The sequence below is a fragment of the Paraflavitalea devenefica genome (assembly GCF_011759375.1).
GTDB classification, from domain to species: domain Bacteria; phylum Bacteroidota; class Bacteroidia; order Chitinophagales; family Chitinophagaceae; genus Paraflavitalea; species Paraflavitalea devenefica.
This window is the reverse complement of the sequence record NZ_JAARML010000004.1, coordinates 110,539-135,782: the sequence shown is the minus strand read 5'-3', so window position 1 is coordinate 135,782 and position 25,244 is coordinate 110,539. Positions and strand designations below refer to the sequence as shown.

The window sequence follows — 25,244 nt, the reverse complement described above, 5'->3', positions numbered from 1 at the left end:
AAAATGTTATTTAATTTTATCAAACCAGGTCAGGTCCCAGTTGTCCATCCATTCTATCACCACCTGGCCCTCTTTAAACTGTATGGGCAGCCACTGATAACGGCTATCCTTGAGGTTTTGCGGATTCCAGCGGTCGCCCATATAAATGAAAGCATGCTGTTTGCCGGGTACGGGTAGTACATAGGTAGATTGGCCACCAAAGGTTTTATTGGCGCCCGGCCCTGTCATAGGATCGCCGATCAGTTGCCAGGGCCCAAACAGGGAACTGGCTGTATGCAGGCTGGCCTGGTTGGGCGCCCAGCCGGTACAACCGCTGGTGATGAGGTAATACAATCCGTCTTTTTTGAATAAGGCCGGGGCTTCGCGCTGCCGCCTGAAGAGGAGACTGTCCTGCGTGGTGGGAGAGAGGTAGTCATCAGAAAGGCGGGCCATCCGCAGGTCCATGTTCTCATCGGAAGAATAGATATGATAGGCCGCGCCATCATCATCCACAAACAGATTCATATCCCTCGACATGTTGCCATTGGGGCGGAAGCTTTTGAGAAATTGATAAGGTCCCACCGGAGTAGGGCTAACGGCCACGGCAGCCCGTGCTGCTGCGTATCCCTGGCCACGCAATTCCAGGTGTACCCACATGACGTACTGGCGGGTCTTTTTATTGTAGATCACTTTGGGGCGTTCCATCAGGCAACCTTGTGCAATATCGCTGGTGGTATCGGTAACCTGCGCCAGCGCTATACCTTCATATTTCCAGTTATAGAGGTCTTTGGAGGAATATACATTGACGCCTTCCGACCGGCTGCGGCCGCGTTTTTCGCCAAACCAATACCAGGTGCCCTCCTGATACAGCATGCCGCCACCATGCACGTTCATGGGCTCTCCATTGGTATCATACCAAAGCGCGTTGGATCTGAAGGAAGATGGTTGTTCGTTTTTACTTTCACGGACAGGTTGTTGAGGTTGTGCATACATAGTACCTGCGCCCAGGATATATGTCAGCATGCCAAGGACAATTTTTCTTTTCATAGTCTTAGTGTATACTTGATTTTAGTTATCAGTTATATCATCATTGGCAAGGACGTTTTTTCTTAACGGGTGGTTGGACAAGCAACCAACTATTTATTGACTACAAAAGTGGTGATGGAACGGGCAGGTAAAGTGATATTGCCTTTGAGCTTTGTAATCGGATAAGCCTTCAGGTTATCACCGGCTGCGGCCGAAGTCACGAACCGCTGCACAGACTTTACTTTGCCAACATCTTTTATATCCAGCAGGATATTTTTCTCCGTGATGGTATAGTTAATAGCCACCAGTACGAGCTGCTTTTCGCTGGTATAGGCGGAGAGCATGATGTTTTGGGAAGCGGTAAGGTCATCCATTTTATCACTGCGTACAATATGAACGCGCTGCATGCCGGGCCTGATAAATCGGCTGTAGTTGCCCATGGCCCATAACCCTTTTGTTTGATCGTACTCACCATCGGTATGGGTATCATTGGGCTTTAAGGCTACCAGGTAATAGCGGGTATCAAACGCTGCACTGCCGGGTTCGTAACTGTTCCATAATTGCCAGGCGCAGGCATTGGCCACGGCCAGATCGGTATGGATCATTTTGGCCAGGAACAATGCGCAATCTATAGCACTGCGTCTTCCTTTGGCGCCTTCCTTGTAGCCATCGGCCAGCATGGAATACTCCGTTTGCCAGAAATCAATGCCGTATTTTTTAGCGGTGTCTCTGAGCATTTGCCGCACTTTGATGCGGTTGGTATCACCGGCATCGGTAAAATAGCTGTGTCCACCCACAAACCCGGTCATGTGCTTTAACTGCGACAATTGCAGCGGGCTCCCCTGGCCATAGAACTGTTGTATCTGTGTAGAGGCGCTGCTATTGTTCCTGAATAAATAATCCAGCGTACCTGCTTCGGTGATCATGATTTTGGACGACAGGTTCTGGGCAGTCAGGGCACTATCCAATGCGGTCACTACCTGATGGATCTCCCTATTGCGCCAGGGACTTCCTTCCTGGCTGGCCTGGCCCGGTTTATTACTCCAGTCCCATTGTGGTTCATTGACCGGACTAATGTAATTGAAATGTAATCCCTCTGCATCGAAGTGTTTCAACACATCGGCCAGGAAACCTGCATAGGCGCCGTATTTATCGGGCCTGAGGTTGGTAATAAAATCACGTTCAGTTTTAAAGCCACGTCCGTTCTTCGTGAATTGTACCGGCGGTGTGTTGGAAAAAGCGATCAGGTTCTCCACACCATATTCTTTGGCCTTTTTTACAAACCATATATAACCCGATTGCTTGCTCCAGTCATAGCTTCCATCAGGATGCTGAAAACATTCTACCCGTTTGCGGAAATCTTTGATACCGCTACTGTCGCCTTGTTCTGTTGTTCCGCCACCAATGTTAAAGCGCCAGGCTGAGAGGCCAATACCTTTGGGATTGCCCTGCGCGTCAAATTCCTTGCTGAACAGCCATTCGGCAATCTGTTCTTTTTTTTGTGCAGGCCAGTATTTGCCAATGCCTTCAGAGAACCAGCAACCGGAGGCGCCAATGTTGTCAATGGTCTGCACTTTGTCAGCAGTATGGATGGTGAAGCGCACAGCAGTTGGCTGTTGCGCCGGCAGCGCAGCAGGCATGCATAACAACAGCCCGTAGAAAAGTTTCATTCCAGGTATTATTGCTTTCATTGAGCGGAAGGTAACTTATTTTTTTATGGCTGCTCTATAAAAGAGGGGGGACTGCATTAACCCCCCTCCCGTGAACGAAGCATATCATAGTGACGGATTGTTCATAGGTACTATTGCTTATAATAGCTCAGTGAAACACTCTTGACTTTATAATAACTGCCGGTATTAGGCATGCTGGCCACAAACCCGATACATACATCCATAGGAGCTGCTGCGGTAAACTCTATGTAGGGTTTGGAACCTCCTGCCACCGTAGAAAAATTATAGTAGTAAGTGGCGGTAGTAACATCGGCGAAGTCGGGCATGGTAGTGCCTTCATTCACGGCCAGATACTTGGTGCCTGCACTGCCCAGCGCATCCACATGGGCGCCAAAGCGCCATGTTCCTGCATAAGGCAGGTGCACCACCTGGTATATCTTGCCATTGGGAACAGCCGGGAGCCCCCATCCGCCTTCCATGGATAATACGCCTACACCGCTTCTTAATTCGTATCCTCCATAAGTTCCGCTGGAGGTATTTTTTACATCAGGCGAGGTAGTCCAGTCGGCCAACACGCCCCACCGGCTGCCATCCCAGGTTCCCCGCTGAAAGGGACTCCCGTAGTTTTTTACCAGTTGAGAGCTCAGGTCTATCCAGGCGGCGCCTGATATAGGCTGGTAAGCGGTATAAGCTGTAAAGAAAGTGTCTATACAGGTGCTGTCGGGACGATACCAGGTGCGGAAGTTTACTTCGCTGCCATATTTATGGTCAAGCAGGAAAGTATCGGTAGTTGTTAAAGGTACCTGGCAGGAGGCGCTGTCGCCAGTGGTCTTCAGGTAGCGTACTTCTGTATTGAAAACGCCGGTCGCCTTATCCATACCTACCAATGTAATAGCCGTTTGAAGGTTGGAGTTCAATACGCTGTTGATGATCCGCCTGTTCAACAATGATTCCTGGTAGCGGCTACCATAGGAAGCAACATTTTTGAAAGCAGAGATAGATCTGTTGCCCTGCGCATCGAAGGTGATGAACTCAAAAGTTTGTTCACTCTCGGGAATGTTGGAGATGATCTGTTCAATAGCTCCTCCGGATTGCGTCACCTGGAAGGTAATGGAATCCGCTCTTCCGCCCCAGTATACCCGGTAGTGTGTTACCCGCGGGTCGGGGCTCAGGAGCGCTTTGAATTTAACACGGTTCTTACCGGAGAACATACGAATGCTGTCTACTTTACCCGTATAGGTGATCTCTCCTTTGGGTACGTATTTCTCTTTGTATTCATCCATTTTGGAACAAGCGCCTGTCATGAGCAGGATTGCTATCATGCAAAGCAGCATTGCCGGATACCTGTATGTATATTTCATGGAAGACTGTTTAATTGTTTATAGGTTATCGTGGGTCGCCATACACCTGCACTTCGCTCAATGACTGGAAGTAGGAGCCTGCCCAGTTTTGGTTCACTTTAATCCTTATATACCGCATTTTAGACACATCAGACCGCAGGTCCCAATTGAATCCGGCCATACCTGCTGTACGGTCTTCATTGGTTAATTGGCCATAGGGAAGACCGGAAGGCTTTATTTCCTCGCAGGTAGCCATGAGGGTCCAGTTGGCCCAGCTTCCGTCCAGCGGAGGATTGGCGCTGGCCCAGATCTCAAACTTCCGTGGATTACCGGCATAGTAATAGCCCCTGCCGGAATTTAAATACTCTGCATAGTCCCAGATCACGATCCGGCTGAGTTGGGCAAGCTTGCCGATCTCAAAGGTGACCACCGAAGGCTTGCCTTGATCTGTGGTGATATTGCATCCGGGCCAATGTTCCCAGTTCCCGTCCCAAAGGTTGGATACCCTGTTGGAGGCCCAGGCAGAAACTGCATCTCCCGGTAAGGTATACTCCCGGTAACTACTTTTTGCAATGGCCGTTTCATAGAAGGGGGTAAGGGTTTGAAAGAGGGTATCGGTACGGTTCAGGAAGCGGTCCCGCACAAAGAAGGCCAGCTTTTTGGGTATAGTGTCCATGCCCCTGATCGCACTGTTGATAGAATCGGTGGACGTATAGATACCGTTGTAGGGGAACCATTGACCCAATGAGTCCTGGAGTATCTCAATGGCGATGTTGAACCGGGTTGGGTTTTTGGTGATGACCCTGATGCCTGCAAAGTCGGGATATACTTTCATATTCCTGAAAACACCCCAGATAGGATTCTCCAGGGGCTTCACCGTCACCGTAACAGGGGCGGAGGCTACTTCTGCTTTATTCACGGCATACAGCTTCACTTCGTGTTGAAGGGTATCTCCAAAACCATCAAGCACTAAATTGTTGTCGTATACACTGGCCTTTACTTCTCTTATATGGCCGGTGGCGAGGCTGTACACTGCTTTTACATAAGCAATGTCTGCCGCATTGGGCAGGGTATAGGTAAGGATGGCTTTGGCGCTGTCATTTTTCACGGTTACATTGGTAACAACACCCGGCGCACCCAGACTGGGCGTGAGGGGTGAATTGGTGTCTACTTTGGCACAGGAATAAACAAGCCATCCTATGCTTACAGTGAGCAACGATAGTTTGAGATATTGTTTCATAACTTTTAGGTTTATAAGACCTGACAGGTTTCCAAAACCTGTCAGGTCTAAATAGTTTATTACCAGCCCGGGTTTTGTACAAGGTTGGGGTTTACAGAGAGATTGCTCAGGCGGATAGGCCAGAGGTAATCACGTGGCGCTATGAACCTTTGCTGGAACAAGGTCCTTACCTGGTAGTAAGTATCATTGCTGGTGCCTGAGATGGTCCATCCTTTTACAGGCTGGTTCAGCTCATAAGCCGCATCCTTCCACCGGCGCAGGTCCCAGAACCGGCTGCCTTCGAAAGCCAGTTCAATGGCTCTTTCCCGCTTGATGATCTCACGCAGGCCTGCTTTGGTAGTATATTTGGTAGGGTTGGTAGAATAATTGGTCCATGCATCCTGTATGGTGGGCAGGCCGGCACGGGCGCGTATCTTATTCAGATAGTTGTAAGCCTCTTCAGTATTGCCGCCTGCTTCATTGACCGCTTCCGCATACAAAAGATACAGATCGGCCAGTCTCACTTCCGGCCATTCATAAGGCCTTACGGTTACTCCGCTGGCGCTGAAAGAAAAGTTCCAGTCCACCAGTTTCTTGATAAAGTAACCGGTCTGGTTGATGCCGCCGCCGATATCCGTACCACCGTACTGGTTGGCCTTTGCTTTCAATACATACGTGCCGGAATCAGACTGGGTAGGACTGCTGTAGAGGTACCAGGTACCGCCATCGAAACAGAGGTTGGCATAGAAACGTGCTTCCCTGTCGAAGTTGAGTCGGGCAGTGATATAGCCCGGCTCCATCACATAACGTTCGCTGTCTACCGCCATACGGGTGGAATACCTGTTCTCGTAATTCAATGTTTTGTCTTCTGAAATGGGTACGCCATTGCGGGTATAAAAGAGTTCCGCCATTTTCATGGTGGCGCTGAACATGGCCCGCAGGTTCGTATTGGAAGCCACATCGGCGTGTACCCGCCCCATGCAGGTAGTTTGCAGCCTGTTGGCCTGCCGGCCGGAGTTGCCCCATATCTTTTCTATATTCCATCTTTCACACACCGCCTGGCGGATATTCATCTGCGTAATGGTTTGCTGCGATAGCTTGAACGAAGAGGGCGGGAAATAATAAAGCCCGAAATTATTTTGTTCTGCTATATCGATGGCTTCTTTACAAGCTTGTGCCGCCCTTGTCCATTTGGTATCATCTGCTGCTGCAGCATACAGGGCCTGGCCATTGGTGTTTTGGGAAGCAGCGAGATCGCTGTTGCCGTTGAACAGGGGGCTGGCGGCTGTAACAAGCACACGGGCCTTGATGGCTTTGGCAATGGGACTGGTAATGCGTCCCAGTTCATTGTTCCTGTCGGCAATGAAAGAAGGGAGCACAGCAGCCGCTTCATCCAGCAGTTTTACGATGTAGTTTACACAACTGTCAAATGGTACCCGGCTGACTTTTACATCTTCGGGTTTGGCCGATACAGGGATGTTTACATCTATCAATGGTATGGCGCCATACATACGCAGCAGGAGGAAATGATAGTAGGCTTTCAGGAATTTCACTTCGGCCAGCCATCTTTCCCGTTCAGGTTGTGGAAGGTCGGGCACCTTGCTGAGGTCGGATACATTTTCTATGAAGATGTTGCATTGCCGGATGGCCTCAAAACCCTTGATACCGTAGCGGTCTCCATCCCAGTAGTTCACGTAGGGCCTATTGCTGTTCTGGTTGCCCCGGGCTATTTCCCAGTTCCAGATGGTTTCGTCGAACTCACGATACTCCAGCGGGAACCATATTTCATCACCGCCCAGGAAGCCCACACTTGCCTGCGGATCGGTAGAGCCCGGCAGGTAGGAATAGCAGGTAAACAGGAATTTCTGGGCCTCATTGCGCAGGGTGAATGCGTAATCGAGGGTGGGTGCATTATCGGGCACGATGTCCAGGTATTTCTTACAGGAAGGCAGTAAGAAAGTGGAACAAACAGTAAGGAGGAAAATATATTTATGCTTGAACATGTTCACAGTTTTAGAGATTGAAATTGATGCCCACGTTGAACACTCTTTGTACAGGATAGCCAAGGCCATTGCCGCCCATTTCAGGGTCCCACATATCAAACGGGCTCCATACAAACAGGTTGCTGCCATTTATATAGGCCCTGGCTGTTTTAAAGCCTACGCGGTTCAGGAACGTTGAAGGGAGTGTATAGCCCAGTTCCAGTGTCTTCAATCGCAGGAAGGCGCCATTGCGCATCCACCAGGTGGAGGTTTGGTTGTTGTTGGCCACGAAGTAGTTGCTGAGGCGCGGCCAGAAAGCATAACTGTTCCTGTTGTCTTCGCTCCAGTGGTCATTGGCAACCACCTGCAGGAGGCCGTTCTGTGAACCGCCATTGCGTACGAAGGGGGAGATATTCTGCGGGTTGATGAAGAAGGAAGACCGGGCCGATCCCTGGAAGAAGGTGCTCAGGTCAAATCCTTTATAGCCGGCAGAAAAACCAAAGCCATAAATGATCTCCGGCGTAGTGGGATAACCAATCGGCACCATATCATTGTTGGTGATCTGCCCGTCGCCATCCATGTCATGGTATTTGATATCACCGGCCATCACATCACCATAGGATTGGGTGGGGGAGTTGCCTACTTCTTTCTGGTCATAAAACAGTCTTTCGGCGATTAGTCCATAAACCTGCGAGGTGGAACTGCCTGTATGTAGCAAATGCGCGAGGTCGCCGGAATAGGGAGGTTCATCGTACACCAGGATCTTGCTGGTGGCATAGGTGAAGTTGCCCCTTGCCTGTAGCCACCAGTCCTTGTTGATGGTTTTATCGTAGTTGAGCATGATATCCACTCCCTGTGTCTGAGCTTTCCCTACGTTGGCCGAAACGCCTGCCTGCAGGCCCATGGTAGTGGGTATGTAAGAACGGGCCATCAATATTTGCGAACGGATGTTCCTGTAAGCATCTACGGTAATGGTCAGCGCCTTGTACAAAGTGAGGTCCATACCAACGTTCAACTGCTCTGATTTTTCCCAGGTAATATCGGGATTGGCGTACCTGTTGAGTGAAATACCCGGGCGCCAGTAGTTGTAATCGAGGCCGAACCTGTAACCATAGCCATCGTTACTCATATTGGCGCTGGAGAGGTAGAAGAAACGGTCGGTGGAGCGTCCGATCTGGTCGTTACCTACCAATCCATAGGTACCTCTCAGCTTCAGGTTGGTGATGATCTTATTGGCCTTTTCAAAGAATTTTTCATTGGAAACATTCCAGGCCAGTCCAAAGGAAGGGAAGAAACCAAAACGGCTTGCTTCATCAAACCGCTCAGAGCCATTGTAACCAAAATCAAACTCGGCCATATAGCGGTTATCATAGCCATAGGTAAAACGGCCTGATATGCCGAGGTTGCGGGCAGGCAAACTGGCTTCCAGGCTGCCGGCATTGCCGTTGAGGTAATTGCGTACGATGCCAATGACCATGCCCGATACTTCATGCACATTGTTGAAAGTATGGTTGTAGTTGAGGGCGGCTTCTGTATAGAATACGCTGTTCACCATTTTAAATTCGTTGTCCGGGTTATAGGTCACGAATTCAGTGCCGGTAGGGGGAACGGAACCGGTGCTGCCATCGTTGAGCGCCCGCAGACCCGACAGGGTTTTGTCGTCGAGGGTCTGTGCGCTATAGTAGAAAGGGGTGTAACTCCGCTGCATGTCGAAGTAAGCATACCGCCTGGTATAGGCCATGGCCCTGGCCGACAGACCCGGCGTAATAGCCACCAGGTCCTGCTTTACTTCTACCTGCGCCTGCAGGGTAGAGGAGTTCATTTGCGCATAGCCGCTCAACATGGAGGCATAAGGATTGGTGTACATGGTGTTAATCGTACCCGGGATGATCTGGTTGCCGAACAACGGGTGCCTGATATGCGGCAGGTATTCCTGCGGGTAAATGGCCGGGAACATGACCGGGTTGGACCAGATAGCCTGGTTGAATATTTTCTGTCCGCCGTTGGCCATCCTGCCATCATTCTGCCGGTCGCCGATAGGCCCGTTGTAATCATCAAACTGGCCGTACAACCTTACCGAGGCGGTAGTGGTGGCGGTAAACCGGAGGTCAATATTGGACCGGATGGAATAGTTGCGGAGCTTGATGTTGTTATCAAACCCATTGAGCGAGTTTTCTTTTAATAAACCATTGTCCACATTATAGGTACCGGCCAGGTAATAGCGCGCCTTGGGGCTGCCGCCGCTTAAACCAAAGTTGTAGCGCTGGTTCATTGAATAATCCTTGATGAGCATGTTGATCCAGTTGTTGTTGGGATACAACAGGGGATTGTCGCCGGCAATGGTACGGTTGATCTTGGTCTGTGAATAAGGCAAACCGCCGGGAGAGTTCCTGGTCAAAGCGGCCTCATTGGCCAGCTCCATATAAGCAATATTATCGGTCAGCTTGAAGTTGCGGGTATTGGTAGATACGGAATTTTCTATCCGGCCGGTAAGCGAGGTAGAGCCGGCCACACCCGATTTGGTGGTAATGATCAGCACCCCATTAGCGCCCCTTGCTCCGTATACGGCCGCGGCAGTGGCATCTTTCAGTACAGAGAAAGTAGCAATATCATCAGGCTGCAGGCGGGCCAGGTCGGTACTGGATGATTCGATACCATCCACCAGGATCAGGGGATCTACTTTACCGGCGCCGAAAGAACCCAGGCCGCGTATGAAGAAGGAAGCATTGTCCGAACCGGGCTCACCGCTCCGTTGATAAGCAACTACTCCGGATATCCGGCCGGCGATCATGCTGGTCAGGTTGCTGGTAGGGCCTTTGAGTTCCCTGGGCTCCACGCTGGTAATAGAGCTTACCATGCTTGTTTTTTTCTGGGTGCCAAAGCCTACGCTCACCACTACTGTTTCCAGGGCTTTGTCATCAGCGATCAGTTTCACGTCTATCTTACTGTTCCCTTCGATGGGCTGTTCCAGCGTTTGGTAGCCTACGTAGGAGAATACCAGCGTGCCGTTGGCAGGCACTTTTATAGAATAAAGGCCTCCCTTACCCGATTGGGTGCTTTTGGCGGGATTGTTTTTCAGGGATATGGATACGCCTTCGAGCGTGGCAGAATCGCTCCGGATCTTGCCCGACACCGTGATCTCAGACTGGGCCGAAGCGTCCAAATGGGCAAAAACGAGCAAGAGGAGGAAGAAAAGACCACAGCTTCCTAACCTTCTTAACCGGTGTTTTTTTGTCATAAACAGGTTGTTTTGGAAATAAGTTTTGATGAATTGCTGAATGTCAGGACAGGTATAATGGGGTAGTGGCAACTGCAAAATGCCCCTTTAAATGGCCGCTTTATGGGGGGTAAATCGCCAAATAGCAGGGTCTGACTCGTAATTTGAAATTTTAATCTCCCCCCATAACTAATTGCTGGGCAGGCCATCTTTCTTCATCCCCTGCATCACAAGGACATTGGTGATGTAGAGCATCTCCTGGCCGGTATCTTCACTGGCGCCATTGATGCCATAAGGCCAGAAATGCAGGTTGTCGCCCTTCAGGGATTCCGCCGGGTTGCGGGTCATAAAACGAAGCAGCTTGTTGGCCTGTACACCCTGGTACACACCTCCTATGATCAGGTTGCTGGTCCAGTACCAGTGCTGTCCCACACCCATCGTATGAGCTATCTCGTGCAGGGCGGTGCCGGTGCGCTGGTAACCTGCATTGGGGCCTACCCGGATATTGCCGGCAAAATTGGCATCGGCCGTGGCTACGCCGGTATTATAGGTGACTGAGAGGGTTTTGGTATTGGAAGTAAATTCATTGTAGTAAGCTACCGCTTCGTCAAAAGCTGTTTTAATGCGCGCATAGGCGGCGCTTTCTTCAGCAGTAGGATTGGCATTTTGCGCCAGGGTATAGGTCACATTCCCTTTTTGGATGGTGGCCACTTTCACAGGGCTGCCATAAGCGGTGGCGCCATATACATTGGTGCTGTAGGCCCTGATATAATAGTCGGTAGCGGGCTCCAGGCCATTGAAGCGTAAAAAGAGCGATAGCTCATTGCTGCCGGCCGCCACTTTGGTATCGGCAATGGTAGGATTGTTGTTCTTGCTGAGGCAGATACCGGTTTCTTTCAGTCCGATGCCTTTGGTATCTATTACCTTGCCTGCCACAAACAGGGTGGTGGCCCCGGCCGCATACGCCGTATCGGTAAACATCTCCGCTACCGGAACGCCTGTGGTATTAAAGGGTACGTCGGGTGTGTAGGCCGTGCCCTTGCTGTTGATGGCATAACCCCGCACATAATAGGTGGTGTTGGGTTCCAGGTTTTTGATATCGACGATAAACTCGCCATTGCTTTTATAGAGGTTGGCGGTCAGCTTGTTTTGGGTGGGATTGGCTGTTTTGCCCCAATAAATGCCCCTGTCGGTGATCACACCGCCACCTTTATCCGTGATGCGGCCAAAAAAGCTGGCGGTAGAGGTGGTGATACTGCCCACACTATCGGCCACCAGGGTGGGCAGCTTTACCTCGGTGGTGGCAGGCGGGGGCTCCGTTGTATTGTTGTCTTTACTACAGGCCAGCAACGACATCCATAGCAGCATCGCCAGGCAGGGAAGGGGGGTAGCAGGTTTCATTAATGTATATTTCCTGCAAAATGGGGCCGGAATCGCCGCTATTATGGGGGAGGAATCACCAAATAACAGGGGCAGATTGGTAAAATGAGCTGAGCTGTCACCCTGAGCCTGTCGAAGGGCTTCGACAAGCTCAGCCTGACACCGAGTTACGACTCTTCAGTGTCCGGTTTAGTCTTGATGGCTTTTTCATGCACCGTATAATTTTTCTGGAAAGCCTGGTGGTATTTCTTCTTGTATTCCGACGGGTTCATGCCAAACAGCTTGGCAAACTGGATGCGGAAGTATTTGCTGTCGGAGATTCCCACCTGGAAGGCCGCTTCATTCACATTGCAGTCGGTGCTGATCAACAGCTCTGCCGCCCTGCGCAGCCGGATGAACCGGATGAAGCTGTTGATGGACTGACCGGATACCTGCTTTACCCGCTTGTACAAGTTGGAATGGCTCATGCCCATTTCTTTGGCAAAGAGCTTGATGGAAAAATCATCCCGGTCAATATGCGCCTCCACGGTTTCAATACATCTTTCCAGGAATACTTTATAATCTTCTGAAATATTCAGGTCGTTCTTGCGGAGGGTGATCTCATTGTAAAAGTATTTCCGGAGGTTATTGCGGCTTTTCAGCAGACTGGTCACCCGGGCCAGCAGCAGATCCCGCTCAAAAGGCTTGGTAATATAATCATCGGCGCCGCACTCCACGCCCTTCAGTTTTATCTCGGCCGATGAACTGCCGGTAAGCAGGATCACCTGTATATGACTGAGCGCCGGGTCTTCCTTGATAGCCGTACAAAACTCAATACCCGTCATCTCATTCATCACAATATCGCTGATGATGATATCGGGCAGGTGCTGCTTGGCCATCGCCAGCCCTTCCTTGCCATTGCTGGCTTCAAACAGGCGGAAGCTTCCCTGGAATACCTGGTGCAGGTATTCGCGTATACCTTCATTGTCATCTACGATCAACATGGTATGGCCACTGGTGATCAGTGTATCCATACTGGTATCCCTTTGCGGAAAGGGAGTCGTTGCGGGCACTTCCGGCAATGGGGTTGCATCCTGTACATTCAGTTCTTCCAGCATTACTGATTTGGGCGCCGGCACACCGGCTATCTGCCTGGCCTCAAAATGCGCGGGACCTTTCAGCAGGCTGATGGAAAAGGTAGTGCCCTCTTCCAGCTTTGTGGTATAAGTAAGGCGCCCTTTATGGGCTTCCACAAAACTCTTTGCCAGAAATAGCCCGATGCCAAAGCCTGCTTTTAAGGACGACTCGTTGTGCCGGGACTGGTAAAACCGTTCAAACAACCTGGCGCCTACTTCATCGGGTATACCGCAACCAGTATCTTCCACGCTGATGGTAATGGCATTATCCTGCTCTTCCAACTGCATACGGATGGAACCGCCTGGCGGGGTAAATTTCATGGCGTTGGACAGCAGGTTGAAAATGGCGATCTCTATCTTTTCCCGGTCGGCATACGCTTCTATGTATTCAGTCCCACTTACAAACCGGTAGTCTATCTGCTGGGTTTTGGCCTGTTGGGTAAAGCAAAGGAATACTTCCCGGCACACATGGGCCAGGTTCAGCTTTACCACCCGCAGGTCATCCACACCACTCTCCGCTTTTTTAAACAACAACAACTGGTCTACCAGGCTCAGCAGGCGCTTGCTGTTGCGGTATACCATTTTCATTTCTGCCGGGCCTGCGCCGGCATCCGGCTTGTATAAGAAGTCTTTGATAGGATTGATGATAAGGGTGATGGGCGTACGGAACTCATGGGCGATATTGGTGAAGAAGTCGAGCTTGCGGCGGTTGAGCTCACTTTCCCGCTCGGCCTGCAGGTGCGCCAGCTTTACTTCATAAGCCAGTTGTGATTGCTTGCTCTTATACCTTACATAAATAGTGATCAGCCCTACTGCCAGACCGGCGTACAATAACAAGGCCCACCAGCTACGGTACCAGGGCGGCAGCACGGTAATGGCGATGACCCGTTCCTCATTGCTCCATACGCCGCCTGCATTGGTCGACTTGATATGTAGTTTATAATGTCCCTCGTTGAGGTGGCTGTAGTTGGCCGTACGTATTTTGCCACTATAATTCCAGCCTTTATCCCATCCTTCCATATAATAGGCATACGACACCTGGTCGGGATTGTTGAATTCGGGCGAGGCAAAGTCAATAGATAATACTGCCTTATTATAAGGTAACCTAAGCGTCTGTAAAGTGTATAATACCTGCCCTTTGGTAAAACTGTTGTCCTGCGCCACCGGTATATTGTCAATGCGCAGGTCGGTTACCAGCAACTGGAGTGGGGTATAGCTCAGCGCTACGCTGTCGGGATGAAAGAAATTCAGGCCCTTGATGCCGCCAAAGAAGAATTGGCCATCAGGAGCGGCAAAGGCGGCGTTGTAGATGAACTGGTTGGACAGTAGTCCGTCGGACTGGGAGAAGTTCCTGAACTGGCGGGTCTCCAGGTTCATGCTGGAAAGGCCATTGAAGGTGCTGAGCCAGAGATAGCCGCTCTTGTCTTCCAGCATATTCAGTACGGCGTTATTGGCCAGCCCTTCTTCTTCTGTAAAGGCTTTGAACTTTTTGGTTGCCCTGTCAAACAACAACAAACCGCTTCCTTCAGTGCCTACCCAGAGGTTACCGTTCCGGTCTTCATGAATGACACGCACCGGATTTTCCGTGGGGAAATATTCATGGCGTTTGTTCACCCGGTCAATTTTGATCAGCCACCCAAAGTTGCCTCCCCATAGATTGCCTTGCCTGTCTTCCGTCAGGCTTAATATATCGCCCAACTGGTTATCGAATAGATCAAAGCGGTTGGCCTGCCGGTTCAGCCGGTATAAGCTACCGGTTATGGTACCTGCCCACAAGGTGCTATCCTTATCTTCATACAAGGTCCATACATTGTGATCGCTGAGCCTCTCTTTATGATTAATACAACCATAGTTAACAAACCTGCCTGTCTTTTTATCGTACCGGTCAACACCATTGCCATAAGTAGCCACCCACATATCGCCATCATAGGTTTTCCGGATGCAGGTGATCAGGTTACTGGACAGTGAACTGTTGCCATGGTTCAGGTTGTTGAACCGGTTCAGCCGCCGGTCCCAGATGCTGATGCCATGGCCATCGGTGCCAATCCACAGCCGTCCTTCATGGTCCTGTTCAAAGGCGGCTATAAAATTGCCGGGCAGGCTATTGGGATTATTGGGATCGTGGTTCAAGGCCGTGAAGGTCTTTTTGCCGGTGCCGATGCAGTTGAGCCCGCCCCGCAAGGTGCCTACCCACCGGTTGCCCTTCCTGTCCTGGTAGATAGCCGATATAGCGTTGCTGCTTAATTTGGTTTGGAATGCTTCACTGGTCAATGGGGTGAAGGCCGCATTTTTCGCGGTGTCGAGGGTCATAATACCACCGCCATCAGTGCCTATCCAGATGCTGCCATCGTCGTTGGGCAGCAGGCAACTGATGTTATCATTGGAGGGCCTGCCCCGGTAAGCATGCGTATGTTGAGCTGGCCGGTATTCATACAGGTCCCTTCCCCAGGCCAGCCATAACCGGCCGGTTTTATCGGGTTCCAGTAAGGAACAGGTGCCAATGAAATTGCTCACCAGCACCACCTGGTTTTGTCCGTAATCGTACCGGCAAAGGCCCTTTCCATTGACAAAAACCCAAACGGTCCCATCCATCCCTTTGCGCATACCTTGTACATTATAATCATACAGCGCTTCCTGCTCGCCATTCACCACCGGCACCTGGCTCACGATGCCGGTCTTTTGCTGGTACAGCAGGAGGCCTTTGCCGCTGCTGCCGATGAATACATTGCCTTTGCCGTCGGCAATCAACTCATTGGCTGGTATATCAATGAGCTGCGGTGTACGCTGCCCGGCCTGGTTATGCGGATAATAGTACGCGGGGGCGAAACGTTGTGAAGGGTTACACCAGGTGCTCACGCCTTTCTTGGTGCCGATCCATAGCCGGTTCTCTTCGTCTTCTGCAATATTGGTGATGCGGTTATTGACCAGGGTCGTGGAGTCATTCAGGCGGTGGCGGTATACTTTGAAACCGTACCCGTCATACCGGTTGATACCGTCGTAGGTGCCTACCCACAGAAACCCAAAACGGTCCTGGTAAATGCTGGTGATGGAGTTGTTGGAGAGCCCGTTTTCAATACCAATGTATTTAACAGGCTTATTTTGGGCCATACCTGTTATTACCAATAAGGTAATAGTGAGAAAAAGCAATAATGTTAGTCTTGGTTTTGCCAAACAATGCAGACCAGGGGGTATTCTCTCCATTTTCGTACGGCTTTAGGCTGCTTGCTACATATTGCAAATAAATCATTTTTATCCGTAAATAACAGATAAACTTTAAATAGAAATAACCCAGCAATAATCATTTCTTAACCTATCTGGCATTCAATGGCAATGGTAGTGCCTTTGCCGGCTGCGGAAGTCAATACCAGCCGGGCGCCTAATTCCTCCGCCCTTTTGCGCATATTGACCAATCCATTCCCGGGGTAAACGGGCGACGTATCAAATCCCTTCCCATTATCGCTGATGAGGATGGTCAGCTTTTCTGCCTGTACCTGCACGAGCAGGGAAAGCAGGTTGCCGCCGCTGTACTTGATCGCATTGTTGATCGCTTCTTTGGCTATCAGGTAAATATTCCTGCGCCGCTCAAAGCTCAGCCCCGCCTCCGGCAAGGCCGGCGGACTGGTAAATTCCACTTTCATGTTTTTGGCGGTGGCGATGTTCCGGGCATATTCTTCCAGGCGCTGCACCAGTTTGGGCAAGGTATCTTTTTCAGGATTGACCAGCCATACGATCTCATTGAGTTTGCCCACCATTTCTTCTGACGACTGTTGCATAATGGTCAATGACTTTTCAACCGCCCCGGCGTTGTCAGCTTGTACCTGTTGTTTGGTGAGGTGACTGTACATGACAATACCACTTAAGGTGGCGCCTACTTCATCATGCAGTTCCCGGCTGATGCGCAGCCGCTCCTGTAGCAGCGCCTGGTGTTTGGCAGTCCTGTTTTTCTCCCGGTAGCGGTAAATGAGGTAGAGGCCGGCGATCAATATCAGTACAGCCCCTCCGATGGAAAAATTGCGGATGATCTTATACTGCTGTATTTTTTCATTATTGAGGATGTCTTTCTTCTCCTGCGCTGCCTGGTGCGCCATTTCCCTTTTATCGAATTCGTAGGCCATTTGTTTTTTTAGTACTGCCTTCTTCGTTTCTATACTGCTGATGCTGTCCGACATTGTTTTAAACAATGCTTGCATCTCATAAGCCTTTTTATAGCTGCCGGTAGCTGCATAGACTTTGCTGAGCGCTTCGCTGGCCAGGGCCATACTTTTCGGCTCACCGGTCTTTGTGCCGATCTGTAATGCTTCTTCCAGGTACACCGTTGCGGGTGTATATTGCTGTTGCTTTGCCAGTATATTGCCAATGTTGATCAGGGCAATGGAAGTGCCCTGGCGGTCATTTATTTCCTTAGCTATTTGTAAGCTTTTATGGAGGTACTCCAGTGCCTTCTGGTCCATTCCCTGCCTGGCATAATGGGAGCCGATACTGGCCAGCACATTTACCTGCCCTTCTTTGTTATTGATCTGGTTCCTGATGGTGAGGCATTTTTCAAAGTAGGCCAATGATTGGGCGTAGTTACCTTGCATTTGATAGCAATGACCCAGGCCGAGGAGCGCATTGGCCAATCCAAACTTATAATCAATTTTAGTGCTTAATGCCATACATTGCTGCCAGTATTCTATGGCTTTCTCCGTATCGCCTTGTGAGTTGTATATCTGCGCCACATTGTTAAGGCCATTGGCAGCTCCTTTTTCGTCGCCTGTTGTTTCTTTTATTTGCAGGCTTTTTATAAAATATTCCAGTGCTTTTGGAATGGCTCCCTGGTTATAATATACATATCCAATATTGGTCAACGAGACCGAAATACCTTTTTTATCCCCGATCTCTTCTCTTATGGCTAAACTTTTTTGTGCATAGCTCAATGCTTTTGCATAGTCACTCTGAATACTATATACATAGCCGACATTGGTAGCCGCATTGGCAATGCCTTTTTTATAATTGATCTTTTCGGCCAGTTCGAGCGCTGGCACGGCGTATTTTAAAATGTCAGCTTCCTCACAAATTTCGCTGAGCTGGTACAGTATATTCACCTTGTTGGTATCTTCTTTGGCTTTGTGCAACAGGTTCAGCAGGCTATCTGTTGTATTCGATTGAGCGTAGGCGCTGATCTGACAGACAGCCATGCCTAAAATCAGCAATATGCTGAAATAGCCTTTCATCGTATGGTTCTGATCGTTGTTTTAGCAGTTACAGGAAATGATTCCGGGATGAGGATACTAAGATAAAATAGAAAAGTGAATGGATTGGTATAAATGTTTATTGCTTCAGAAAGGGCAATACCGTTTTTCTTACCCCATCTGTTGCCTGCAGGTAATAAATACCCGCCGGCAAGTGCTGTACAGGTATCAGCAACAGGGATTGCCTCTTTGCCTGTTGGTGAATGACCTGTCTGCCCCCGGGATCAAGGATGGAGATCAATACCGTTTTGTCTGTGGAAAGCCTGATGTGCAGCATATCCTTCACGATAGTAGGGTGGAGAACAATAAAGTCCTGTTGCTGGTCCATCACAGCCGTTACGATGGGGGAATACTCAAACCGCCCGTCTATGTCTACCTGTTTTAAGCGGTAATAATTGATGCCGGTAACAGGCAATTGGTCGGTGAAGGGATATTCTTTTCTATAGGTAGTAGCGGTAGATGCCTTTACACGGCCAATGGCTATAAAGTCGGCTCCATTATGGCTGCGCTCCACGTCAAAGTATTGGTTGTTGACTTCATTTTCGGTGATCCATTGCAGCAATACCTGGTGGTTTTGAGGTGCTGCTTTAAAAGCAACCAGCTTCACCGGTGTTACTACCAGGTGTTTGACCAGTTGTACATTATCGGTATTGATGACCAGGCTATAACCGATGGGCAGGTTCACCTGGTCAAAACCGCCGCTCACGGTACCTGTGGTAACACGGATGATCGTGTAGGTACCAGTGGGCACTGTAGTTGATTCTGTTACGGTCAGGGTGCCTGCCAGTATGAGATCGCTGTTTCTGGTCAACTGGTCGTGGCCGGTGCCGGCCCCGCTGCCATCCTGCATTTCAATTTGTAAAGTGCTGTTGTCCGACAATGGCTGAGCACTATTAAAGGATAATAATCCCGGTGAGTGGCCGGGAGCAAGCATCCCGTTATTAATGAAAACAGGATAATTCATAAGAATAGTTCCACTGCCTTTCATGATACCGGTCAGCCCGTTGGTAAAAGCATCGCCCAGCATAAACTCAGTGGTGTCATTACTTTCTTTGTTGATTGTTCCGTTATTGATGAACTCACTGCCTGCACTGCTGCTGCTAAAACGCATGCTATTGTTGCCCCTGATAGTAAACAGGGAATTATTAACGATCACCGTGTCAGCGCTGCAGAAAATAGTTCCATCCTGCCATTCGATGGTACCATTATTGGTGATTAAGCTGGCGCAGCTTTTTGAGGAGGGAGTTGCCAATGTAAGGGTCCGTCCGCCTTCAACCATGAAACGGCGCCCAAGTGTATTGCTGTTCCACACCGTGTTTCCATGAACAACCAATATACCCGGCCCCAAAATGCTGCCCGTTATGGTAAAATCCTGGTTGAGCGTTAAATCACCAGGGCCATCCACGGTGCTGCCCGGGTGCATGGTAAATTCAAGGGCGGCAGGGAATGCCTGGTTTATATTCAGGTCAAGCCTGCTTGAATTCGTAAAATGCCCTATCCCTGTTATGTTGCCGCCATTATGGATAAAAGTGTGTTCAAAAATAAAATAGCCGCTGTTAAAGACAAGATTGCCTGTATTGGTAAAAATATTCCGTGTAATCAGTGTTCCCGCATGCAGGTTAATAACTCCTGTGTTGGTAAAAACATCGCCCAGTATAAACTCCGTGGTATCACTGCTTTCCTTATTAATGGTCCCGTTATTGATGAACTCACTGCCGGCAGAGCTGCTGCTGAAACGCATGATTTGATTGCTCCTGATATTAAACACCGAATTATTAATCATCATCGTGTCGGCACTGCAGAAAATATCTCCACCATTCCAGTCAATGGTGCCATTATTGGTGATCATGCCTCCTACCGAGCTGGAGAAAGCGTCGAAAAAAATCAGGTGACCGCCTGTGGCTACGAATGTGGAGCCCCGGTCGGCCAGGCTGCCATCGATAATGAGAACAGTCCCGCTGATAACAAGGTCTTCGCCTGCACCATTGGCCAATGCGAGTCCGGAGTTGGCTTCTATAACAAGGGTTCCGCCTGCATCCACCACCAATTGATCGGCTGTAGCAGGAGCACTGACCGTAACACTATGCCCGGCGAGGATGTTGATCTGTCCGGCTGCGGTGTCAGGGGCTGCTGCGCCGCCTGCCCAGGCAGTACCATTGTATCTTTCCCAGGCCAGTGCATTCCAGTTGCCGGAACCGGCGCTGCGGTAATCGCCTGTTGACTGTGCTACCAGGGATTGACCAGATAACAGGAGAAAGCAGAAGACGATAGTAGAATATAGTTGCTTCATAGCGCATCATTTGTTGTCATAGCATAAGTGTGGGATATTGGAATAACCCGGTTGGTATCCATCGGAAATGATGCGATAAAGTTGGGAAGAGTGGGAGGGGCGTGCAATACCCCCGGAGGGTGAATTTAAAAAGGGCTGGCAACCGGTTACACCAACCTTTGCCGGATGGCTTTGGCCACTGCTTCGGAAGCAGAGGCTACGTGCAGTTTTTTATAGATGCGCTTCACATGGGTACGCACGGTTTCATAACTCACAAAGATCTTTTCGGCAATGCGGTGGAAGCTATATCCGTCAATCATCAGCGATAGTATTTCTTTTTCCCGGTTGCTGAGCACATACTTCTCCTCATCCGTAGCGGCGGCAGGCGCAAATTGCTGAAACAATTTTAGCACCCGGCTGGCAATATAAGGGCTCATCGGCGAGCCACCGGCATACACTTCCTGGATGGCTTCTACCAGTCGTGCCGGCGATGTTGATTTGAGTATATAGCCCGAAGCGCCTGCGCAGATGGCATGAAAGATCTTGTCATCATCTTCAAAGACGGTCTGGATCAGTATCTTAATATCCGGCCACCGGGCTACCACCTGCCGGGTAGCCTCAATGCCATCCTGTCCCGGCATTTGAATATCCATCAATACGACGTCCGGGTTGCTGCGTTCTATTTTGTACAGCAGGTCATTCCCGTCTGTATAGGTACCACAACAGGTAAGCCCCTGTGTACCATTACAGATGGCTTCAAAGCCATCCCGCATCATCTTATTGTCTTCAAATATGGCGACCCTGATATCCACGGTTTCTTTTTACAAATGAAGGCATTTATACCACTTACCGGTGTCCCCTTACCGGGTGAAAATAGCACAAAAAGGGAAAGCCTGGGGCTGCTTTTACGGTTAAGTAAAGCATTATCCTAAGTCCCTGATAGCCAATGTTAGTTTCCTGGTAAACAGTAGGATAATCCAGAGATAATCCACATATAACCCAGAGATATTTCAGAGATAACCCACATCTAAGTGATCTGGAATATCTCTGGAATATTTGAATAATAATTGTTCTTTATAACCTAAATAAATAAAAGCTTAGATACGGCTTAAATGCCGTTCAATGAAGGAGTTGTCAGGCTAATACGTCAACTGGTTGGCATACCGCTTTAGTTGTATCCCGGCAGCTTTTGCGGCAAAACTGATATTGACCAACAGGTAGCCGGCATCTTCAAAACTTTGCTGGGCATTCTTTTATAATGCAAGGGAGGGTAGGGGTTTACCAGTATAATCATACCCGTAAGGCAACCTTCCTTACCAATATACCGTTTACCCATACTACAGACGCAACCAATCAACTTCCGGCCCTTTCAAAACTGTGGGCTACTTTCTACCATTCCCGGACATCCCTTTGTGCCATTTTTATCAGCATGGTTAACTATCAGGAATAGTTAATCTAAAAACCTTTTTTTATGAGTAATAATACCAACACAACGATCCCCGCAAGGGTAGTACGTTTAGCAGTCGTATCGTTGATAGGATTGATGAGCGTATTAATGATCCCGCCAGGCTGTAAAAAAGCAGTTACTACCTCCGGCAAAGAGGAGGTGGAAACCACAGCCAGGAAAAGACCTGTTCCACCTGCCCCGGTTTATTTTTATTTCAGCAATTGCAGTAACCCGACGGTAACCGGTAATTTCGTGGCAGGCACACCCACCACTGCTACCATCAAACTAAATTACATCAACAGTCCCGGGGGCAATTACCTGGCTTTTACCAGCAGTACAGTCAATGGCATTCAGTTAACCGCACCGGCAGGTACACTGGCCATGGGCAGCGGCAGTATCGTGCTTACTGCTTCGGGCACACCCATCAGTCCCGGCAATATGACGATTCCTGTAAGCATCGGCGGCAGTATTACCTGTAATCTCCCGATTGCGGTATTGAATGCACCGCCTTCCGGTAATTGTGCAGATCCGGGCACAGCGCCCGGCTCCACCGGATGTGTAACGTTTACCTATCGAGGCCAGCAGGTGAATTATGCTACCGTACGGGCAGCAGATGGTAAAATATGGCTGCAACAAAACATTGGTTCACCCCAGGTAGCGATTAATGGCAATGATGCTGCTTCCTTTGGCCATTACTTTCAATGGGGCCGTTGGGACGACGGGCACCAGGTGCCCAATAGTCCCTCCATCACGGGAAGTCTTACCCTTCAAAATCCGGCGCAACTGTCAGCCGGCAATCCTCATTTCATTAAAGGGAATACCACTGCTACTACCTGGTGGGGCACCGGCGGCCTGGCCGGCAATACCTGGAGCGGCACGGTGTCTTCCACTACCAATGGCAAAGACCCCTGTGCAGCTATCGGAACAGGCTGGCACCTGCCTTCTGCGGCCGAATGGACCAATGTGGTGAATGCTGAACTGATCAGCGATGCCAGTTCCGCCTTTGGTTCACGGTTGAAACTGACTGAATCAGGCTACAGGAGCTATGAGAACGGAACATTGGTGCCCAATTTTGTAGGCGGTTATTACTGGACCAGTCAGGCAGCCAATAACAATGTGGCCAGCCATTTATTCTTCGACAATGCCTATAATGTATTCATCAGTCCCATGATCCGGGGATATGGCGTTCCCTGCCGTTGTGTGAAGAATTGATATAAAGCGTTAAAATGACACTAATTATTTGATACCTTTATCCGGTATACTATAATTAGTGTCATTTATGCCAATAAGAAGTCTTTACGCAACCATTATACTACTGGTAGCCCTGGCCAATAGCTATGCTGTCTTTGCCCAGCCCAAACAGAACAAGTTATTATTTGGCGTGGCCTACTACGATGAATACATGCCTTACGACCGGCTGGAGAAGGATGTGAACATGATGAAAAAGGCCGGTATCAATGTGGTGCGTATTGCAGAATCTACCTGGAGCACGATGGAGCCGCAGGAAGGGGTCTATAATTTTAAACACATAGACCGGGTGCTCAACGCCATGCATAAAGCAGGGATCAGCGTCATCATCGGCACGCCTACTTATGCAGTGCCCACCTGGCTGGTCAAAAAACATCCGGATGTACTGGCCATAACGCCACGGGGTCCCAACCAATACGGCGCCCGGCAGAATATGGATATTACCAATGTCCATTACCTGAAACATGCAGAAAGCGCCATCCGCAAACTGCTGGCGCATGTGAAAGACCATCCGGCCATTATCGGTTACCAGGTAGACAATGAAACGAAAGCTTATGGCACCAGCGGCCCCAATGTACAGCAACAGTTTGTGGCGTACATGAAGCAGCAATTTGTTACGCTCGACAGCATCAACCGCGCCTTTGGGTTGGACTACTGGAGCAACCGCATCAACAACTGGAATGATTTCCCTTCTGTCAATGGCAGCATCAATGCCAGCCTCAGCGCTGAATTCGCCCGCTTCCAACGTTTGCTGGTCACCAACTTCCTGGGCTGGCAGGCCAGGATCGTACGGGAGTACAAGAAACCGGCCCAGTTTATTACGCAAAACTTCGACCTGGACTGGCGGGGACATTCTTACGGTATACAACCTGAAGTAGATCATTTCGCGGCAGCCAAAGTACTGGACATAGCAGGTATTGATATTTACCATCCTTCGCAAGACCGCCTGACCGGCGCAGAGATTTCCTTTGGCGGCGATATTACCCGCTCTATGAAGGGCGGACAGAATTACCTCGTCATTGAAACAGAAGCGCAAGGCTTTCCCCAGTGGGTACCTTTTCCCGGTCAGCTTCGATTACAGGCTTTCAGTCACCTGGCGTCCGGCGCCAATATGGTGTCTTACTGGCACTGGCATTCCATCCACAACTCGGCCGAAACTTATTGGAAAGGATTGCTGAGCCATGACTTGGAACCCAATGAACTGTATGAGGAAGCCATTACCATCGGCACCGATTTTGCCAGGCTGAGTGATCACCTCGTCAACCTGAAGAAGAAACATCAGGTAGCGATGCTGTTCAGCAATGAAGCGCTGACCGGCTTCAATGCCTTTCAGCCAGGCGAGAATTATAATGGCATACTGCGGCCCATGTATGATGCGCTGTACAAAATGAACGTAGGCGTAGACTTTATAGATCCCTCGTCTAAAAGCTGGGATGATTACAAACTGATTATTGTGCCTGCCTTGTATGCAGCACCCGACAGCTTACTGCGCCGGCTTAATCAATACATAGAAAGGGGAGGGCATGTGGTATTTACTTTCAAGAGTGGGTTCTCCGATCAATATGTGAAAGTGCGGTCTATACGGCAGCCCGGTATTATCAGTGAGGCTTGTGGCATTCGGTACAACTTGTTTACTGCGCCGGAGAATGTATCACTGAAGGACGATCCCTTCCAGGTGGGGAAGAGCCAGAACTACGTGGAAAAATGGATGGAGTTACTGGAGCCGGTCACCGCAAAAGTGCTGGCTTACTATGACCATCCGGTGTGGAGTAAGTATGCGGCTGTTACACAAAACAACTATGGAAAGGGCGTGGCTACTTACGTCGGCTGCCTGCCCAGCAAACCCATGATGGAAAAGATACTGGAACAGGCAGTGAAGAACGCCGGACTATGGAGCACCGACCAGGAACTAAAGTTTCCTTTAATTGTAAAGTCGGGCACCAACCAGCTCGGTAAAAAGATCCACTATTACTTTAATTATGCTGCCCGGCCACAAACGGTTACCTATCCTTATGGGGCAGGTGTATTGCTGCTAACGGGAAAAAAGATTACACCCAACAACTCTATAGAACTGCCTGCATGGGGCTTTGTGATTGTGGAGGAGGTGTAGAGTGAGGTAAA

General features: G+C 49.6%; 13 protein-coding genes. 2 read left to right on the top strand and 11 right to left on the bottom strand.

All coding sequences use genetic code 11. The features are described 5' to 3' along the window. Positions 1 to 6 precede the first annotated feature (6 nt). The 11 genes from HB364_RS22385 to HB364_RS33575 form a co-directional block, all read right to left on the bottom strand. Positions 7 to 1,026, bottom strand: coding sequence for a glycoside hydrolase family 43 protein (locus HB364_RS22385; protein ID WP_208420056.1), 1,020 nt, complete (start codon positions 1,024 to 1,026; stop codon positions 7 to 9). An 89-nt stretch (positions 1,027 to 1,115) separates the two neighbouring features. After that, positions 1,116 to 2,675 carry a glycoside hydrolase gene (locus HB364_RS22380; protein WP_167290566.1) on the bottom strand — a complete coding sequence of 520 codons (1,560 nt, stop codon included), beginning with the start codon at positions 2,673 to 2,675 and terminating at the stop codon, positions 1,116 to 1,118. 131 nt (positions 2,676 to 2,806) lie between these two features. Continuing rightward, on the bottom strand, positions 2,807 to 4,036 hold the full coding sequence (locus HB364_RS22375) for a DUF4998 domain-containing protein (protein WP_167290565.1): 1,230 nt from the start codon (positions 4,034 to 4,036) through the stop codon (positions 2,807 to 2,809). Positions 4,037 to 4,061: 25 nt separating this feature from the next. Beyond that, positions 4,062 to 5,255 carry a DUF5000 domain-containing lipoprotein gene (locus HB364_RS22370; RefSeq protein ID WP_167290564.1) on the bottom strand — a complete coding sequence of 398 codons (1,194 nt, stop codon included), beginning with the start codon at positions 5,253 to 5,255 and terminating at the stop codon, positions 4,062 to 4,064. 59 nt (positions 5,256 to 5,314) lie between these two features. Continuing rightward, positions 5,315 to 7,237: a RagB/SusD family nutrient uptake outer membrane protein gene (locus HB364_RS22365; protein ID WP_167290563.1), complete on the bottom strand. Its 1,923-nt coding sequence runs from the start codon at positions 7,235 to 7,237 to the stop codon at positions 5,315 to 5,317. 10 nt (positions 7,238 to 7,247) lie between these two features. Then, positions 7,248 to 10,454 (bottom strand): SusC/RagA family TonB-linked outer membrane protein, encoded by a 3,207-nt coding sequence (locus HB364_RS22360; protein WP_167290562.1) that lies wholly within the window; start codon positions 10,452 to 10,454, stop codon positions 7,248 to 7,250. A gap of 168 nt (positions 10,455 to 10,622) precedes the next feature. Continuing rightward, positions 10,623 to 11,834, bottom strand: a complete 1,212-nt coding sequence (locus tag HB364_RS22355) for a hypothetical protein (RefSeq protein ID WP_167290561.1) — start codon at positions 11,832 to 11,834, stop codon at positions 10,623 to 10,625. 146 nt (positions 11,835 to 11,980) lie between these two features. Beyond that, entirely contained in the window at positions 11,981 to 16,036 is a 4,056-nt protein-coding gene (locus tag HB364_RS22350; protein WP_167290560.1) for a two-component regulator propeller domain-containing protein, read from the bottom strand. Between the two features lie 197 nt (positions 16,037 to 16,233). After that, positions 16,234 to 18,141, bottom strand: coding sequence for a tetratricopeptide repeat-containing sensor histidine kinase (locus tag HB364_RS22345; RefSeq protein WP_167290559.1), 1,908 nt, complete (start codon positions 18,139 to 18,141; stop codon positions 16,234 to 16,236). Positions 18,142 to 18,238: 97 nt separating this feature from the next. Beyond that, positions 18,239 to 20,449, bottom strand: coding sequence for an autotransporter outer membrane beta-barrel domain-containing protein (locus HB364_RS22340; RefSeq protein WP_167290558.1), 2,211 nt, complete (start codon positions 20,447 to 20,449; stop codon positions 18,239 to 18,241). 146 nt (positions 20,450 to 20,595) lie between these two features. Further along, positions 20,596 to 21,240 (bottom strand): response regulator, encoded by a 645-nt coding sequence (locus HB364_RS33575; RefSeq protein WP_167290557.1) that lies wholly within the window; start codon positions 21,238 to 21,240, stop codon positions 20,596 to 20,598. 659 nt (positions 21,241 to 21,899) lie between these two features. Between HB364_RS33575 and HB364_RS22330 the strand changes: the two genes are divergently transcribed. Together HB364_RS22330 and HB364_RS22325 are read left to right on the top strand one after the other, a co-directional pair. Further along, a complete protein-coding gene (locus tag HB364_RS22330) occupies positions 21,900 to 23,087 on the top strand; it encodes a fibrobacter succinogenes major paralogous domain-containing protein (protein WP_167290556.1) in 1,188 nt (395 codons plus the stop codon). 67 nt (positions 23,088 to 23,154) lie between these two features. Continuing rightward, positions 23,155 to 25,233 (top strand): beta-galactosidase, encoded by a 2,079-nt coding sequence (locus HB364_RS22325; RefSeq protein ID WP_246228586.1) that lies wholly within the window; start codon positions 23,155 to 23,157, stop codon positions 25,231 to 25,233. Positions 25,234 to 25,244 lie beyond the last annotated feature (11 nt).

Bases quoted from the DNA above. Each gene is read 5' to 3' on its own strand.
- HB364_RS22385 (WP_208420056.1), bottom strand. From the start codon at position 1,026: ATGAAAAGAAAAATTGTCCTTGGCATGCTGACATATATCCTGGGCGCA.
- HB364_RS22380 (WP_167290566.1), bottom strand. From the start codon at position 2,675: ATGAAACTTTTCTACGGGCTGTTGTTATGCATGCCTGCTGCGCTGCCG.
- HB364_RS22375 (WP_167290565.1), bottom strand. From the start codon at position 4,036: ATGAAATATACATACAGGTATCCGGCAATGCTGCTTTGCATGATAGCA.
- HB364_RS22370 (WP_167290564.1), bottom strand. From the start codon at position 5,255: ATGAAACAATATCTCAAACTATCGTTGCTCACTGTAAGCATAGGATGG.
- HB364_RS22365 (WP_167290563.1), bottom strand. From the start codon at position 7,237: ATGTTCAAGCATAAATATATTTTCCTCCTTACTGTTTGTTCCACTTTC.
- HB364_RS22360 (WP_167290562.1), bottom strand. From the start codon at position 10,454: ATGACAAAAAAACACCGGTTAAGAAGGTTAGGAAGCTGTGGTCTTTTC.
- HB364_RS22355 (WP_167290561.1), bottom strand. From the start codon at position 11,834: ATGAAACCTGCTACCCCCCTTCCCTGCCTGGCGATGCTGCTATGGATG.
- HB364_RS22350 (WP_167290560.1), bottom strand. From the start codon at position 16,036: ATGGCCCAAAATAAGCCTGTTAAATACATTGGTATTGAAAACGGGCTC.
- HB364_RS22345 (WP_167290559.1), bottom strand. From the start codon at position 18,141: ATGAAAGGCTATTTCAGCATATTGCTGATTTTAGGCATGGCTGTCTGT.
- HB364_RS22340 (WP_167290558.1), bottom strand. From the start codon at position 20,449: ATGAAGCAACTATATTCTACTATCGTCTTCTGCTTTCTCCTGTTATCT.
- HB364_RS22330 (WP_167290556.1), top strand. From the start codon at position 21,900: ATGAGTAATAATACCAACACAACGATCCCCGCAAGGGTAGTACGTTTA.
- HB364_RS22325 (WP_246228586.1), top strand. From the start codon at position 23,155: ATGCCAATAAGAAGTCTTTACGCAACCATTATACTACTGGTAGCCCTG.